The sequence below is a fragment of the Sporosarcina sp. ZBG7A genome, from assembly GCF_000813425.1.
In the GTDB taxonomy this organism is placed as follows: domain Bacteria; phylum Bacillota; class Bacilli; order Bacillales_A; family Planococcaceae; genus Sporosarcina.
This window is the reverse complement of sequence record NZ_JWIB01000025.1, coordinates 23,688-38,619: the sequence shown is the minus strand read 5'-3', so window position 1 is coordinate 38,619 and position 14,932 is coordinate 23,688. Positions and strand designations below refer to the sequence as shown.

The window sequence follows — 14,932 nt, the reverse complement described above, 5'->3', positions numbered from 1 at the left end:
ATGCTGACGGAATTTCCAACAATTCATACAAATATATGGGATGCCTTTTGGGCGGTCCCCGTGACATTTATAGTCGTTCTCATTGCTAAATGGGTATTTCGAGTTCGCCCCACATGGCTTTCTACAGTTTCAACGGTCGTCGCACTCATCTTGTCCATTTTCATCAGCCATCCTCATAGTCTTTCCGCGGGTATCTTCATGGGGTTTTTCTATAGCGGTGCCGCCATGGGAGTGCTCTATTCAATGAAGCAATCCTATCTAGCATTTCGGACAAAATGAAAGTCTTGTTACTCTTTCAATGGACAAAATCCACATTGCATTAATCCTGGGACGTCTTTCGAAAGACAGCATGTTTTCCTTACCGTTGTATTCAGCAAATCTGTCGGCTCACATCCGTTTAAATAGGATGAAAACCGAGAATGTGAAGAGTTTCCTTCCCAGACAGAATCGTCTTTAAGATGATTGAAAACGATTCTTGCTTCGTCTGTACAAGTTGGATCATTCAACATAACATGAAACTGCCAAAGCCAGAAACCAAATACGTTTTCCCACAAAACATTGGGAGAGACAGAAGCCACGGATCTTAGCGCATTGATCACTGTTTGGATTTGGATAAGAAGTTTTCGAACGACATCAGCAGAATCTTCGATAGGCACTTCTATCCAACCATCGACCTTTGGATATGTACTGACAGTCATATTGCCATACTCGTGAACGGCTCCAAACTGTAATTCATCTGGTTCCCCTTGCCAAAGTTCCTCATATTGAATGAATTGAACAAGTTGCATTGCCGTAAACATTCCGTAACGCCTCATGAAAAAAGAAGCCGCGACAGTCATATTAGGGCTTTGACTCACGGTTTGAAGAACGGTTAATAGATCTTTTCCATCTGTTGGAGAAGATAAGGTTTCTAACGTAAAAAGCGGATGCTCAGGTGGGGTTGTATAGACACCATTGCTATGAAGTTGTTGGATTTGGTTCGCTGTAAGTGTTGTCATGCATTCAGTATAGCAAAGATTCCGTCTTCGTTCATGACCCACCATATCTTTAGGGAGGTTAAGGAGTCCGTTGAATAAAGTTCCCTGCTTTCGTGACAGAAACTCCTTTTAAGGAAAGATCTGTGAACATTCTTTTAGCGAATGATAGCGCACGTTCATGATCCCCATGAATGCATATCGTATCTGCTTGTATTGACGTTTCTTGATGAATACCAGTTCGTACGACTCCATCAGTCACCATGCCCAATACTTGCATAATCACTAAATCATAGTCTTGGATGACTGCATTTGGATGTGTTCTCGGTGTTAGAGAAAGATCCGGTTCATACGTGCGGTCTGCGAACACTTCATTGGCCGTCAACAACCCTTGCGCTTTGCCTGCTTGAACCAGTTCGCTTCCCGACAATCCATACAGTATGGCTTCAGGTGATACTGCTGCGACTGCCCTTGCAATTGCTTCAGCGATTTTCTTGTCTTTGGCAGCCATATTATAAAGGGCTCCATGAGGCTTTACATGGTGTAGCGTCGCCCCCTCAGCTTTTATAAACCCTTGAAGCGCTCCGATTTGATAGACCATCAAATCATATACCTCCCGTTGCGTCAGTTGCATTTCCCGTCTACCGAAACCATTTAAGTCTGGCAAACCTGGGTGCGCACCAATTGCAACATTGTGCCGACAAGCGAGATCGATTGTCGTATGCATCGTCCTTGGATCCCCTGCATGAAATCCACAAGCGATATTCGCAGAGGTGATATGCTTCATGACCTCCTCGTCGTTTCCAAGCTTGTAAGCACCAAAACTTTCACCTAAGTCACAGTTGATATCTATATGTACAGTCATTGAATGCCTCCTTCGTATAGTTTAAGTCCAATGCCTATTCGCAGTTCAAGTATGCTTCTTTCGATTTGCCTGAGTAGCTGTTGTGCAGTATATAAGGAGACTTCTTCGAACCTTAGTGAATCACCAGGTTTCGCTTGGGCTAACACCGGGAGGTCAGCCGAGATCACTTGAGCAATTTTTGGATAGCCACCTGTCGTTTGACGATCCGCCATTAATACAATTGGTTGTCCGTTTGAAGGGACTTGCACAGTACCGAATGTGACAGCTTCAGAAAGAAGTTCGTTCGGTTCAGATAGTTGAAGTTGTGGACCATGTAGTCTGTAGCCCATGCGATCTGATTGTGAACCCATTGTAAAAGAGGAGGACAAAAAATTCCTTTGGCTTTGCTCGGTGAATAGGTTCTTTTGTCTGCCAGGTAAAACTCGAATTGTATAAGACTCCCTTACAAACGGTCGTAGTTGTTTCGCAACAGACCATCTAGTCGTCCAGTAAGAGGTAGTTTTGCAATCCATAAGCTGCTTGTACATCATTTTAGACTTTTCATTAGGTTTATTAACTGAAAGTAGATCTCCTTTCAGCAGGCTTCTTCCATTGAACCCGCCAAACCCCGCTTTTAAGTACGTGGAATAACTGCCAAGCACTCGAGGTAAGTCAAACCCTCCTGCAACTGCCATCACGAGACGGCTTCCTCGTGTTGCAGTGCCAATCGTCAATAAGGAGTTTTCTTTTACTACGATAGGCTTCCACATCGGAACTGGTACCCCATCGATTTCAGGTGTAAATTCCCCACCACATAAAGCAAGGAGCATCTCTTCTTCGAATAATAACTTAGGTCCAATTAGCGTCGTTTCCAGAATGGCCGCTCCTTCTTCATTTCCCACGAGGAGGTTGGCAATTCGTCTAGATATCGAATCCATTGTTCCACTTTGAATCACTCCGAATTGTTGGTAGCCAATCCTACCGCTGTCCTGAACCGTGTCTGACAAACCAGACTTTACTACTCGAATCATACGTCCCCCTCCCTATAGGCATCATACTGTTCTTTTGTAATGGGAAAAAATTCGAGCTGATCGCCCGCACGTAACAAACTTGGAGGCGTTTCGTTCGGTAAAAACAATTCAATCGGTGTCTGTCCAATCAGCTGCCATCCACCTGGTGTTTCAATCGGATAAATACCGGTCTGTCCGCCAGCTATCCCAACAGATCGTGGCGGTATTCGAAGTCTTGGATCACTTCGACGCGGTGCCGTAATCCGAGGCGACATTCCCACTAAAAATGGAAACCCGGGTGCGAATCCTATCATTTGCACGGTATAGACACCAGAAGTATGTATACCGATTACTTCGTCTAATGTCAGTCCGTTTAGTTCCGCAACTTCTTGCAAATCAGGTCCTTGTTCTCCACCATAAAGTACTGGAATTCTAACCGTACGTCTTTCGCTTATCACAATCGGTTCAAGATGATCAAATAACTTCTCTACTTCCAAACGTACTGCTTCATATGGAAACTCTTCTTTCGCAAAGCAGTGGACATCATAAAAAATGGTAACCGACGTATAGGACGGGATGTATTCGACGAGCCAGACCGGTCGCTTATCATCCAATACAGTAGTGACAGTTCTAATCTTTTTCTCTGTTTCTTCATGAAAAGGTCCACCAAATTCGAGGTGAACTGCCTGATCTCCTAAAGGAGAAATGATGAATTTCATCCCACTCCTCCTCCACACGTTTTGTTTAGTATATGGTAAGAAACACTGTTCAGACAATTCTTGACTCAATGATGTACTTACTCTCGTTAGAAACAATATTGTCGCATAACCTCACTATCGAAAGAACAGAATCTAAAAAACAGGCTGCCCCCGCTAAGGGGACAGCCTGTCTAGTTCACTTATTCAGTTACTGCTTTCGTTTCTGTTAATTTTGGTTTGTTATCTTCCTTAATCAACGCTGCGGCAATTGTACCGATGACAAGTAGGAAACCTGCAAAGTAGAAGCCCATATCCAGATTACCAGTTTTATCAGCCAAGAAACCTGTGATGTATGGTGCAAGGATGGAACCACACATTCCGATGAAGTTGTAAATACCGAATGATGTACCATATGCGTTTTTAGGAGCGTTGTCTGCAACAACAGCAACCAACACAGGATTTGTACTGATTTTACCAAAGATACCGTAACCAATCAGTGCTGCATAAAGAACGTACATGTTGTCAAATGCAACGATGGAGATGAGTGATATCAATGAAAGTGGGAGCATAACGAGTAGCACTGGACGACGTTTTCCCATACGGTCAGCGACCCAGCTGAAGAAAATCGAACCTGGAATAGCTGCCCACGGTACTAGTGAAGAAACGGTCGCAACTGCACTACCTTCAATTCCACGTGCGTGTTGCAAATAATAAGGCATCCATGTTACGACTACGAAGAATCCGTAAATCGCACAGAAGATTACAATGTAAGACATAAGCAAGTTACGATTTTTGAACAGCACGCTGATCTTGAATGGTTCTTCATTCTCAACTTCAGCTTTAGTTTTCTTGCCATATGGGTTTTCTTTAACAAGCCACCACATTAGCAAACCAATGAGGACAACTGGGATTGCAACGATATAGAATGGTGCTCTCCATGACATACCAGCTTCAATTGTCCAACTTGATAAGAAATAACCAGCAGATAGACCGAACGCCATACCACTGTTGATAATCGCTGAACCGACTGTAATGTGTTTCTTAGGGATCGCTTCAGAAGACAATCCGTACTGTGGTCCATAATAGAATCCTTGGAACACACCAACCATTAACCACATAAGTATAAATAAGAAGAATGTTGGCATCGAGCCTGCAATTGCTGCAAAGATACCGAACAAAATAATTCCTGGTACAAGTACTTTCTTTTTACCGATTTTATCTCCAAGTATACCGGACGGAATGTTTAGTCCTGCATAACCGATGAAGAAAATACTACTGATCATACCGAGTTGAGCGCCAGACAAGCTAAATTCGTTTTGAATATCGTCCATGACAGGGTTCAAGATTGCACGTGTTCCGTAAATTGCAACCCAACCTAAGAAAAATACGATAACGGCTTTGATCCAATAAGGAATGAGTTCTTTTTTCTGGCCATTATCTTGTATTTGTTTCGCCATCGTTTGTTCCTCCTCAATTTTTTATAATTTACTATTCAAGTAAATGATCATTTACCTTTCACTAGTATAATACTTTATACAGCATTGCAGACGAATAAAATCAAATCAGGTAACCTTGCCAAAACATTAAATTTCCTAGCAAAATGACTACAAGAGAACTGGTCATGGCATTTCTGTTGAATACACTGCATTGCGTTGCTTGTATTTCCCTACTTTTTTATCACTAGTTATTCATTTACACATTTTCAAAGAATTCTTTTTTTGCCTAGTCATTCTAAAGTGTAACGCTCTTCAGCATATAGCCAAGTCCAGGGTATGTAATGATGTATTCTTCAGGCTCTTTCAATCGTTCTTTAATTTTTCGACGAATTCTTGCGATACCGACACGTAAATATTCAACATCATCACGATATTGGGGTCCCCACACTTCTGACAACAACGTTTCGTGTTGGACTACCTTATCTAAATTCAGTGCTAAAATTTCGAGCAAGGAAAACTCTGTTTGCGTAAGTTTTAACTCCTCGTTATCAATCCAGATCCGCTTGCTTCCGACATCCACTTGCAATAATCCTGTCTCAATAACAGATGTGGACCCTGCTGCAGAATCCGTGAGATGTGGTTGACTTCTACGCAGTACCGCATTGACCCGAGCGAACAACTCATCTAACGAAAAAGGCTTTGTTAAGTAGTCGTCAGCTCCAAGATTCAATCCATTTACTTTGTCTTTTGGATTACTTCTTGCTGTCAGCATAATAATCGGTGTATGGGAAAACTTACGCAATTCTTCAAGTACATAAAATCCATCTTTTCCTGGCATCATAATATCTAGTAATATTAAGTCAGGAGAAATAAGATCATACTTTTCCAGCAGTTCCTCTCCTGAATCAGCGGTCACTACTTCATATCCAACCGATCGCAAATTCGCAGAGATGAAACGTAAAATCTTCGCTTCATCATCTACGACACATATCTTTTGTTTCATCCCTTAAGACCCCTCTCGTATCGGAAAGTAAAGAGTAAACATACTGCCTTCCCCTGGTTTGCTATCCACTTCGATTCTGCCTTCATGTGCTTCCATTATTCCTTCGCAAATGGATAACCCTAATCCAGTTCCACCCGAGCGACGCGTAGCTGTAACATCGACTTGGTAAAAACGATTAAAGATTTTCTGCAAATGCTCTTTCGAAATACCGATTCCATTATCCGATACCGCTATGGTTAAATAATCATCCTTTTTTTCAAGCGTGATATCAATCTGTTTTTGCGGATTATCGTTATAGCGCAGAGCATTCGTAAAGAGATTGACTAGCACTTGCTGGACTCGTGTTTTGTCAGCATAGAAGAATAAGTAATCTTCCGCTTTGTTATGAAAAGTGAGCGTTGCCCCTTCTCTTAAAGAAAGTGGCACCAGTTCGATTGACTTCTCAATGACATGATCTGCACGAACCATATTGCGTTCGATATACATCGAGCCAGATTCAATCTTTGAAATATCCATCCAGTCATCCACCAGATGTTGAATACGCTCTATGTCCTCATGGACTCCTTCTAACAATTCATACTGAAAATCAGGCTCCCATTCCACATCCTCTCTTAATAACGTTTCCACGCTGCCTCGAATGTTTGTAATGGGTGTCTTAAATTCATGAGACGTCAGCGAAATCAGGTTGTTTTTCAAGGTATCAATTTCTTCCTCTTTTGTTATATCACGAATGAGCAGCCCTTCGCCGATTTTTTTCTCATCCGATATGACGGAGAATTTATGAAGCATATAAAAATCAGCATTGCCCGATTTTGTTTTGTACTCTAACTTTAGTTCACTTGCTTCGTTTTCAAAAAATGAAGCGATATCTTCTGTAGAAGTCTCAAACAGGATATTAATGCGTTCGATAACGTCGGATAAGTACACAAGCGGTCCATTCGTGCCATCTCCATCAGTCACATTCAAGAAGAATTCGTTCACATAATCGACCTGTTGATCATTATTAAGAAGCATAATCCCTTCTGACATACTTTCAAGAACGGCATCCAGTTCAGCATGCTTATTACGATATCGCTCAAATAACAACTTGTTTTGTAACATAACTGCAAGGGAACGTGAGAACGTTTGAAGAAATTCCTGTCCTCTTGGCTCAATTGTCTGCCCGTCCAGCAAATCGACAATGAGATAGCCATTTGGCAACCCATCTAGTACAATCGGTTCCATGTGTTGATTAGTGCCCTGCACATTTTTCTCTAAATAGCTCTGCAAACTTTTGTCGACGTAAATCGCTTGGCTTGTTACGGCCAACTCACGAAACCAAATGTGCACATTGAAAGGTACGGATTTTTCGATATTTTGAAGGCATAGTTGGATGAAATGCGGCAAATCCATTTTTGAAGACACCGGTGTAATCAGTTTGTTTACTGCCTGTAATTCAGCATTCCGCTGTTCCAAATTTGCAGTTCGTTCCTGAACACGGCCTTCAAGTTGTGTATTCAAATCAATGAGTTCATTTCGATTTTCTTCAATTTCAGATATCATATCATTGAAGTGAGCCAGCAAATCCGTCATCTCTTGCGGGCCTTGAATTCGTTCAGATAATTGAACAGGTTGGTTCGTCTTATAACTTACAGAATAACGCTTAATGGTATCGAGGAGATTGCGAATCGTTCGTTCAAGTCGATTCGTTAAAAATAGACTTGCTAACACAACAAATAACGCCGTAATGGGTATGAACCACAGAATTGTGTTCGCTGCACTTCTAAGTGGCTTTGTGATTAATGTGGATGGATTTGCAATCCATACCGTCCAATCAAGATTCCTAATTTTCGCATAGGTGATGAATTCTTTTTCACTGCCCTCTTCTTTGACAGTCAAGCTATTCAAAGATTGATCAGATTGATTATTGATGGTCTGAACAATTTTAGAATTCGTGAGATTCACCATGTCTGTCCTAGTATCAACATCGGGGTGCACAATTACATTATTATCTTGGTCAAGTAACACCGCATAACTTGCTTCGCCTGATATCCTTGTAGATACGTATTTCTCCAAAGCGTTTAAATCGATAGCCCCTAAAATATACCCTTGCATCTTCCCCTTACTGTCAAATATCGGTGAGACGATCGCAACCAAAAGGACATCTGTTCCCCCTCTACCATAAAAAACAGGAGACACCACTTGTTTGTTTTTATCGAGAAGATCTTTGTAATAAGACCGATCGCTATAATTCAAGTGTTCCCGTCTCACTCCATCCGTGTATACAGAAGGGTAAAATACAAGAGATTCACCATTTTTATCCCCTACGTACAAGTTTACAAATCCCGGATAGTTAATTTTAATATCACGTAGCTTTTCTTCTATCTTAGATGTTCGTCCTTCCTCTAAAAGAGGAGCAATATTAGAGGCCATGGTTTCAATGATTCTACCATGTTGGTCCATATAACTTTCAATATTATCTTCTAAAAACCCAGTTACTTTCTTTTGGCTATCCTGATTGCCTTCGATTAGCGAGGAGAGCTGGAAGAATTGAAAAATCCCGAGGACAATAATCGCAGTCAGTCCTATTGTAAGAAACGAGTATATGAGTTCCTTTTTAAAAGAACGGGATCGCCTATTTTTCATCCACACTCTCTCCTTCCTTTTGATGTCGACCAATTATGTAAACTTCTAAAACCTATGTAAATACCAAAAGGGTATTGGCAAGTGTCAAAATGACCATAGCCAATACCATTGATATACTTATTTTTTAATCTGTGTACCAGCCTTACCTTCTACTGCAAGGTCTGCTTGTCCAAGTGAACAGATTATCGCACGTCCACCGAGTTCAGCGAACTTCATGGCTGCTTCCATCTTAGGACCCATACTGCCTGCAGAAAATTGTCCTTCGTCCGCATAGCCTTGTGCTTCTTCAAGCGTAATCGTACCAAGTGCTTTTTGATCTGGCTTGCCATAGTTTACAAATACGTTGTCAACGTCAGTCAAAATCATAAGAACGTCTGCTTTTGCTTCTTCTGCAAGACGGAATGCACTACGATCTTTGTCAATAACTGCTTCAATACCTGTCAAGCTACCATCTTCTTCACGGACAACGGGAATTCCGCCGCCACCTGAAGCGATGACAATAATATCATTATCTGTAAGCATTTTTATAGTTTGAGAGCTGAGGATTGACTTCGGATTTGGAGATGCAACAACACGTCTCCATCCGCGGCCAGCGTCTTCTTTAACGTCCCAGCCTTTTTCTTTTGCTAATTGCTTTGCTTCTTCTTCTGAATAGAAGACACCGATTGGCTTGGATGGATCTTCAAATGCCGGATCGTTGCGATCTACTTCTGTTTGCGTCAGCATGCTAACTACTTGGTTGTTGAGATCCAGCTTATTGAGCTCATTCTTCAATGTTTGTTCCATCATGTACCCGATGAACCCTTGTGATTCTGCGCTACAAACGTCAAGTGGAAGTGCAGGAACAACATCTTTAGCTTCTTCGTTCTGACGAAGGATGTTGCCTACTTGTGGGCCGTTACCATGTGTAACAATGACTTCATGACCGTTTTTGACAATTTTCGCGATGATTTCAGTACTAATCCGTACGTTTTCACGCTGATTCTCATAAGTCGCTTCCTGCTTAGGTTGAAGGATTGCGTTACCCCCAAGTGCAATTACTACTTTTTCTGTCATTCTAGTTTCCTCCTTAGCGCTAGTAAGCCGAGTAACATACCAAAAACCGTATCGATTCCAGAACTATGCCCCATATCGAGCAATTCGGAAAGCAATGGTTTTAGCATATAAATATCTGTCTTCTCTGTCAATGCTGAAGCCGTTTCAGCTACAGTCGAGCTAAACTTCCCTTCCAATGCATACAACAAATACTCACGTCCAATATCTGTCGTCAGTGCCTCGTTCAGAACAAGCCCTTTTGCGGTTTCAACAAAAGGGGGTGATAATATTCCTGCCGCTGCATGGATAGCGAGTAAGCCGACCAAATGGTCATCACCTGAAGGGGTTAAGCCTTGCCCCCGTCCGATGAAAAAGCGAAGTTCTGTTTCTATTTTCTCCCGGTCAGATGATTCCAACACGGTAAGTAGTTCATAGATATGCTGCTCATTCATTCCACTTGCAGGGGAACCCTCTAAATAAGCAGTTAAAAATGATTCAATTTCTGTTTTTAATCCAGTTATACGTGGTTCAATGAGCAATATGGAGATAAGCATGGCTAGATTGTCCATCAGCTCATCATCTGTTATTGTTTTGCGAGAAATCTGCCAGTCAAACGGCACTGCGCCCGCGAGGCAAACAGCAGGTACTCCCTTTCCAAACTCCAACTCCCGCTGTGCGGAATGCCAAGACACAGAGCAATCGTCGTTGATGGTTCCTAGCAATTCTTGTAAATGCTGGTGGGTGAGGTGAATGCCAAATGGCAACTGCCCGTTTTTCGTCGTTCCGATGAAAAACAAATGCTCACCCATTTGGACATTAATACCATTCTGAAAAATGCTGTGTACTTTGCCCTCTGGGTGCTCAGAAAGCAACAGAGGAATGCGTTGTTCGTATTCCTCTGCATACAAAACTGAAACCTTAGCTGACAGCCTCTCCATTAGATCAAGCCTAGCTTCACAGCATATGCTTCTAATGCCTTTTCAAAACATTCCTTAGGAGCACGAACTGTTCCTGCACCAACTTGACCCATTCCTGCTTTTTTGTGTGCAATTCCTGTGTTGATGACTGGCTCAATACCGGTCTCGACTACTTTACGTGCATCGATTCCAAGGCAAGCACCTTGGAAGTCCCAAGTAGGAATTGTGAAGTTACTATTTTGAGAGACACAGATTTCTGTCATTTCATTGCTTGTTGCAAGTGCGTCGTCAAAGCCGCCCGCGCCAACAAAACGTGTTACGCCAGGTGCTGCAATCATTGCCATACCGCCGACACCGAATGTTTCAGTGATCGCGCTGTCCCCGATATCCGGGTTGGCATCATCTTGTGAATACCCAGTAAAGAATAGTCCTTGAGGCGTGTTTACTGGTGCTGTGAACCACTCGTCTCCCATTCCGCTAATGCGGATTCCGAAGTCTTTACCATTACGGCACATTGCTGTAACGACAGTTCCGTCTTGAATAGTGCGAGCTCCGTCCATTACGGCTTTAGCTGTTGCCATCATGATATTCAAGAAGAATTGGTCTGTATCCGCCAAGAATTGAATAACGTCCTTACGATCGCTTTCGTTCATATCCAACTGTACGATGTACGGGCTGATTTCTTTCAAGAAGATTAAGGACGCAGCAATATTACGCTGGTGGAACTCATCGCCCATTGTAATTGCTTTTGCGATGATGACGTTCAAGTTCAAGCCATCTTCAGTGAGCGCAAGAGCTTTTGCAATCGTTGGTCCAAGAATATCTTGCATCCACTTCAAACGATCGATGACTTCTTGTGAATTGGCACCAAAACGAAGCACTTTTCCGATTCCTTCGTTCATGATGCAGTAAGCTTCGTTGCCGTCTGTACGGTTTTCTACAACAAAAACAGGCATATTAGCAGACGTGATACCACCCATTGGGCCAACTGCATTCACATGGTGACATGGGATGAATTTCACTTCACCGCCTGCTAGTTGCTTTTCCGCTTCTTCTTCGTTCGATGCCCAACCTTCATAGATAGAAGCACCGATACAAGATCCTTGCATTGGACCTGTCATGTCGTTCCACTCAATAGGTGGACCTGCATGTAGCAACACTTTTCCGTCATTTAATTCTTTAATTTTTTCTTTAGCAGGAACAACATCCACTAAAAATGGAGCAGATCCGGTAATTTTATCGATAACCGCTTTGTTTGCTTCATCCATTGACTTGTAGTTCATAACGTACACACCTCATTCGTCATATTTACAGATGTCTCCATCTGCATGAGGAAGGTCCAGTCCAGAGCGGATCTGGACCTTCTATCTTCATCAATCTGAAATTATTTCAGCAAGCTTAAGATTTTAGCCATACGTGCATTGCCGCCAGCAACCGGACGCCAGTCGTATTGGACGAACTGTGTACCTGTGTCTGAAAGTGCACCTGTAAAGCCTTTCAAACCGACGTTAATGACGCGCGGACGTTCTGAAACAAGTGACGCGATGTCTTCTGAAACAGAGAGGTCGAATTTCTTATCCGACTTAGTTCCCTCTACATGTTTCTTCTGGTTATCTTCAACTTGAAGTCCAACAATGCTAAGCGCAGTACGGACTGCTTCGTTGTTTGTTTCTTTTACGATGACGCCAGCTTCTTTCAACTGCTTTACGTGACCGTCATAGCTTTGCGGATCGTTTTTCGTACCACAAACAGTTGCGACGACGTGCAATGTACGGCCGCCTTCTTTTGCTTTTGCTACCGCTTTTTTGATAGACGGAAGTAACGCGCTTGCCATGTCGTCATGCGAACCATAGCCAAGAACGAAGTCTAGCAAAATAACAGCTGTTGTTTCATCATCCCCAGCTTGCTCGATGAACTTCGAACGAGTTTCCGGATCAATCATTGGGTGTGGCTTCCCTTGTGTATACTTATCGTCCCCAAGGTCAACGATTTCCTGACCTTCGTGTTTCAAGACGTAGCCTTCTTCGTTTTTAATGTGCGTTCCAAGACCAAGTGCGTCTGAAATGAGCACTGCTGCTTCAGAAGCGAGAGTACCACCTGAGTACAACCCTTTTAGAGTCTTCTGACCATCTTTCAAACTTGCATTCTCTACAGAGAAATCGCCTGAGTTGTAGTCTGGTTTCACTTCGTTCCCGCGTGCTAAGTCCACTGCAATATGTGCAGTTTCTGCTAGTGTGTAAGCTTGGTAGACATTACCTTCGTATTGCTCTGGCTTTTCACCAAGGAATACAGCAACGACTGGCTTCGTCAAACTTTGAAGAAGTTCCATTACTTCGTTACGAACGTGTTCTGCAGGTGGCTTAGAAATGATTGTGATGATTTCTGTCGCGCTGTGGTTTTCTAGAGCACGAATTCCATCCATCATAGTGATCGCACCAATTGGATCTTTTAGGTCACGTCCACCCGTACCGATTGCGTGGCTGACGCCTTCTCCTAAACGGTCGATAATTGTAGAAACTTCCTGGATTCCTGTTCCTGATGCACCGACAAGTCCGATACGGCCTTTGTTCACGACGTTTGCGAATGCCAAAGGTACACCGTCAAGAATTCCTGTACCGCAGTCTGGCCCCATGACAAGTAATCCTTTTTCGTGAGCTTTTTGCTTTAGTCGCAATTCGTCTTCTACAGACACATTATCACTAAACATGAACACGTGAAGACCACGGTCCAATGCTTTGTCCGCTTCATCTGCTGCATATTCACCAGGTACTGAAATCATGGCAACGTTTGCATTTGGAAGTGCATCCACTGCTTTGTCCCATGTCCGTACTGTTTCAAATCCTTGCTTTTTGTTGCTGATGGATTGGTCATTTAAGTATTGTTCTACTTTTTCAAGAACTGTGTCTATCATGTCTGCATTGTCTGTGTCGACAACAATCGCCATGTCATTCGATTCTGCTGCTTCGAGTTCTGATGTATGCAACCCTGCATCTTTAAAGATGTCTTTGTTAGCTGGTGTTGCCATCATGATTTGTACTTTGTTGAGACCTTCCATTGTTGCGATTGAGTTCGTGAGCAACATGAGGTTAATGGAGTCTTGGTACGAGTTCTTCTTGATAATCGTATGAAGCACAAAAATCACCCCTGTAAGTATTTTTTAAAATCAGCGCGCCTACCATTGCATGTGTTTCCCTAAGTGTTAAGCACAAAACAATGGTGAAGCTGTTTTTGTTTATCCAAGTTAATTGTAACGCAATTTGCATTGCAGACGAATAAAATACTGGAGTGTAACATTACAAAAACATAAAATTGTTAATCGAAAGCTGTTTTCTTGGAGTTTCGTGTCGTAAGATAGTAGGAGAAATAGTTTTGCTGAGAGGTAATCAGACTATTAAGAGAGTAGCTACATTGTATAAAAACTAACTATTACGTTCGATATTTAATTAAGAAAGATAGAGAGTTAGAAAAGAGGATGCGATTATGGCAGATACATTTGTTTATAAACGTGTGGATGGTTGCGAGATTGGAGGGGTACTTCATCCGACATCTGAAACTCTTGCCCCTTTGATTGTCTACATACATGGAGGCGGACTGATCTGGGGGACCCGAGACGACATGAATCGAGAACAAATCCGTCTATATAATGAGGCTGGATTCAACGTGTTTTCTGTGGATTATCGGCTTGCACCTGAATCCAAACTTCCTGAAATCCAGGATGATATTAAGGATTTACTAGTTTGGATAAAGACAGAAGCACCTGCTCATTTCAATTTCGATCGAGAACGGGTGGCTGTGATTGGTAGCTCAGCAGGAGGTTATTTAGCGTTGTTATCAGGGACATTTGAAGTGAAGCCGGATGCGATTGTCTCGTTTTATGGATACGGACAGGTTACTGGTGAATGGTATCGGAATCCGAGTCCGCACTTTACATCGATGACGACTGTGCCCGAAATGTTAGCGAAGCAACTCGTTCAGCCAAATGCGATTTACTCCGCTCCGATCGAACGACGGTATGCGATTTACTTGTATTGCCGTCAGCAAGGCACGTGGCTCGATTGGGTGGCCGGTTCGTATGCCCTGGATAAAAGTAAGCTGGCGAATTATGCACCTGTTGAGTTAGCAGATACAAAATATCCGGCAACCCTTCTTATCCATGGTGATCAAGATGAGGATGTGCCATATGCAGAGTCTGTCGCGATGAAAAAAAAGCTCGATTCATTAAGTATTCCAAATGAGCTTATGACAATTTCCCAAGGGAAACATAATTTTGACGCGAACATGAACGATCCTGATTCTGTACGTACTGTCCAGCATACGATTACTTTTTTACAACAACGATTTCATATGAAGACGAACTTATAAGTGGCTATAGCCAAAAGGAGTGTTGGAG

The 14,932-nt window shown here is 42.6% G+C and carries 13 protein-coding genes; 2 read left to right on the top strand and 11 right to left on the bottom strand.

Features of this window, described 5'->3' with window-relative positions; genetic code table 11:
- Entirely contained in the window at nucleotides 1–279 is a 279-nt protein-coding gene (locus RL70_RS09860) for a hypothetical protein (RefSeq protein ID WP_039043246.1), read from the top strand.
- A gap of 8 nt (nucleotides 280–287) precedes the next feature.
- Here RL70_RS09860 and RL70_RS09855 read toward each other — a convergent pair whose 3' ends face one another.
- The 11 genes from RL70_RS09855 to fdrA all read right to left on the bottom strand — a co-directional run bounded on the left by RL70_RS09855 (nucleotide 288) and on the right by fdrA (nucleotide 13,675).
- Nucleotides 288–998, bottom strand: a complete 711-nt coding sequence (locus tag RL70_RS09855) for a hypothetical protein (protein WP_039043245.1) — start codon at nucleotides 996–998, stop codon at nucleotides 288–290.
- A gap of 58 nt (nucleotides 999–1,056) precedes the next feature.
- The gene (locus RL70_RS09850) at nucleotides 1,057–1,839 is read right to left on the bottom strand and encodes a 5-oxoprolinase subunit PxpA (protein ID WP_039043244.1); all 783 of its coding nucleotides are present in this window, start codon (nucleotides 1,837–1,839) and stop codon (nucleotides 1,057–1,059) included.
- Nucleotides 1,836–2,849, bottom strand: coding sequence for a biotin-dependent carboxyltransferase family protein (locus RL70_RS09845; RefSeq protein ID WP_039043243.1), 1,014 nt, complete (start codon nucleotides 2,847–2,849; stop codon nucleotides 1,836–1,838). The genes RL70_RS09850 and RL70_RS09845 overlap by 4 nt, the downstream gene beginning before the upstream one ends.
- Nucleotides 2,846–3,547, bottom strand: a complete 702-nt coding sequence (pxpB, locus tag RL70_RS09840) for a 5-oxoprolinase subunit PxpB (protein WP_039043242.1) — start codon at nucleotides 3,545–3,547, stop codon at nucleotides 2,846–2,848. The genes RL70_RS09845 and pxpB overlap by 4 nt, the downstream gene beginning before the upstream one ends.
- A gap of 179 nt (nucleotides 3,548–3,726) precedes the next feature.
- Nucleotides 3,727–4,983 carry an MFS transporter gene (locus RL70_RS09835; RefSeq protein WP_039043241.1) on the bottom strand — a complete coding sequence of 419 codons (1,257 nt, stop codon included), beginning with the start codon at nucleotides 4,981–4,983 and terminating at the stop codon, nucleotides 3,727–3,729.
- 274 nt (nucleotides 4,984–5,257) lie between these two features.
- A complete protein-coding gene (locus tag RL70_RS09830) occupies nucleotides 5,258–5,965 on the bottom strand; it encodes a response regulator transcription factor (RefSeq protein ID WP_039043240.1) in 708 nt (235 codons plus the stop codon).
- Between the two features lie 3 nt (nucleotides 5,966–5,968).
- Nucleotides 5,969–8,590 (bottom strand): sensor histidine kinase, encoded by a 2,622-nt coding sequence (locus RL70_RS09825; RefSeq protein ID WP_039043239.1) that lies wholly within the window; start codon nucleotides 8,588–8,590, stop codon nucleotides 5,969–5,971.
- A gap of 117 nt (nucleotides 8,591–8,707) precedes the next feature.
- Nucleotides 8,708–9,646, bottom strand: coding sequence for a carbamate kinase (gene arcC / locus RL70_RS09820; RefSeq protein WP_039043238.1), 939 nt, complete (start codon nucleotides 9,644–9,646; stop codon nucleotides 8,708–8,710).
- Nucleotides 9,643–10,563 carry a DUF2877 domain-containing protein gene (locus RL70_RS09815; RefSeq protein WP_052245894.1) on the bottom strand — a complete coding sequence of 307 codons (921 nt, stop codon included), beginning with the start codon at nucleotides 10,561–10,563 and terminating at the stop codon, nucleotides 9,643–9,645. The genes arcC and RL70_RS09815 overlap by 4 nt, the downstream gene beginning before the upstream one ends.
- Nucleotides 10,563–11,825 (bottom strand): DUF1116 domain-containing protein, encoded by a 1,263-nt coding sequence (locus RL70_RS09810; protein WP_039043237.1) that lies wholly within the window; start codon nucleotides 11,823–11,825, stop codon nucleotides 10,563–10,565. The genes RL70_RS09815 and RL70_RS09810 overlap by 1 nt, the downstream gene beginning before the upstream one ends.
- Nucleotides 11,826–11,926: 101 nt before the next feature.
- Nucleotides 11,927–13,675 (bottom strand): acyl-CoA synthetase FdrA, encoded by a 1,749-nt coding sequence (gene fdrA, locus RL70_RS09805; RefSeq protein ID WP_039043236.1) that lies wholly within the window; start codon nucleotides 13,673–13,675, stop codon nucleotides 11,927–11,929.
- Nucleotides 13,676–14,022: 347 nt separating this feature from the next.
- Between fdrA and RL70_RS09800 the strand changes: the two genes are divergently transcribed.
- On the top strand, nucleotides 14,023–14,904 hold the full coding sequence (locus RL70_RS09800; RefSeq protein ID WP_039043235.1) for an alpha/beta hydrolase: 882 nt from the start codon (nucleotides 14,023–14,025) through the stop codon (nucleotides 14,902–14,904).
- The last annotated feature ends 28 nt before the right edge of the window (nucleotides 14,905–14,932 follow it).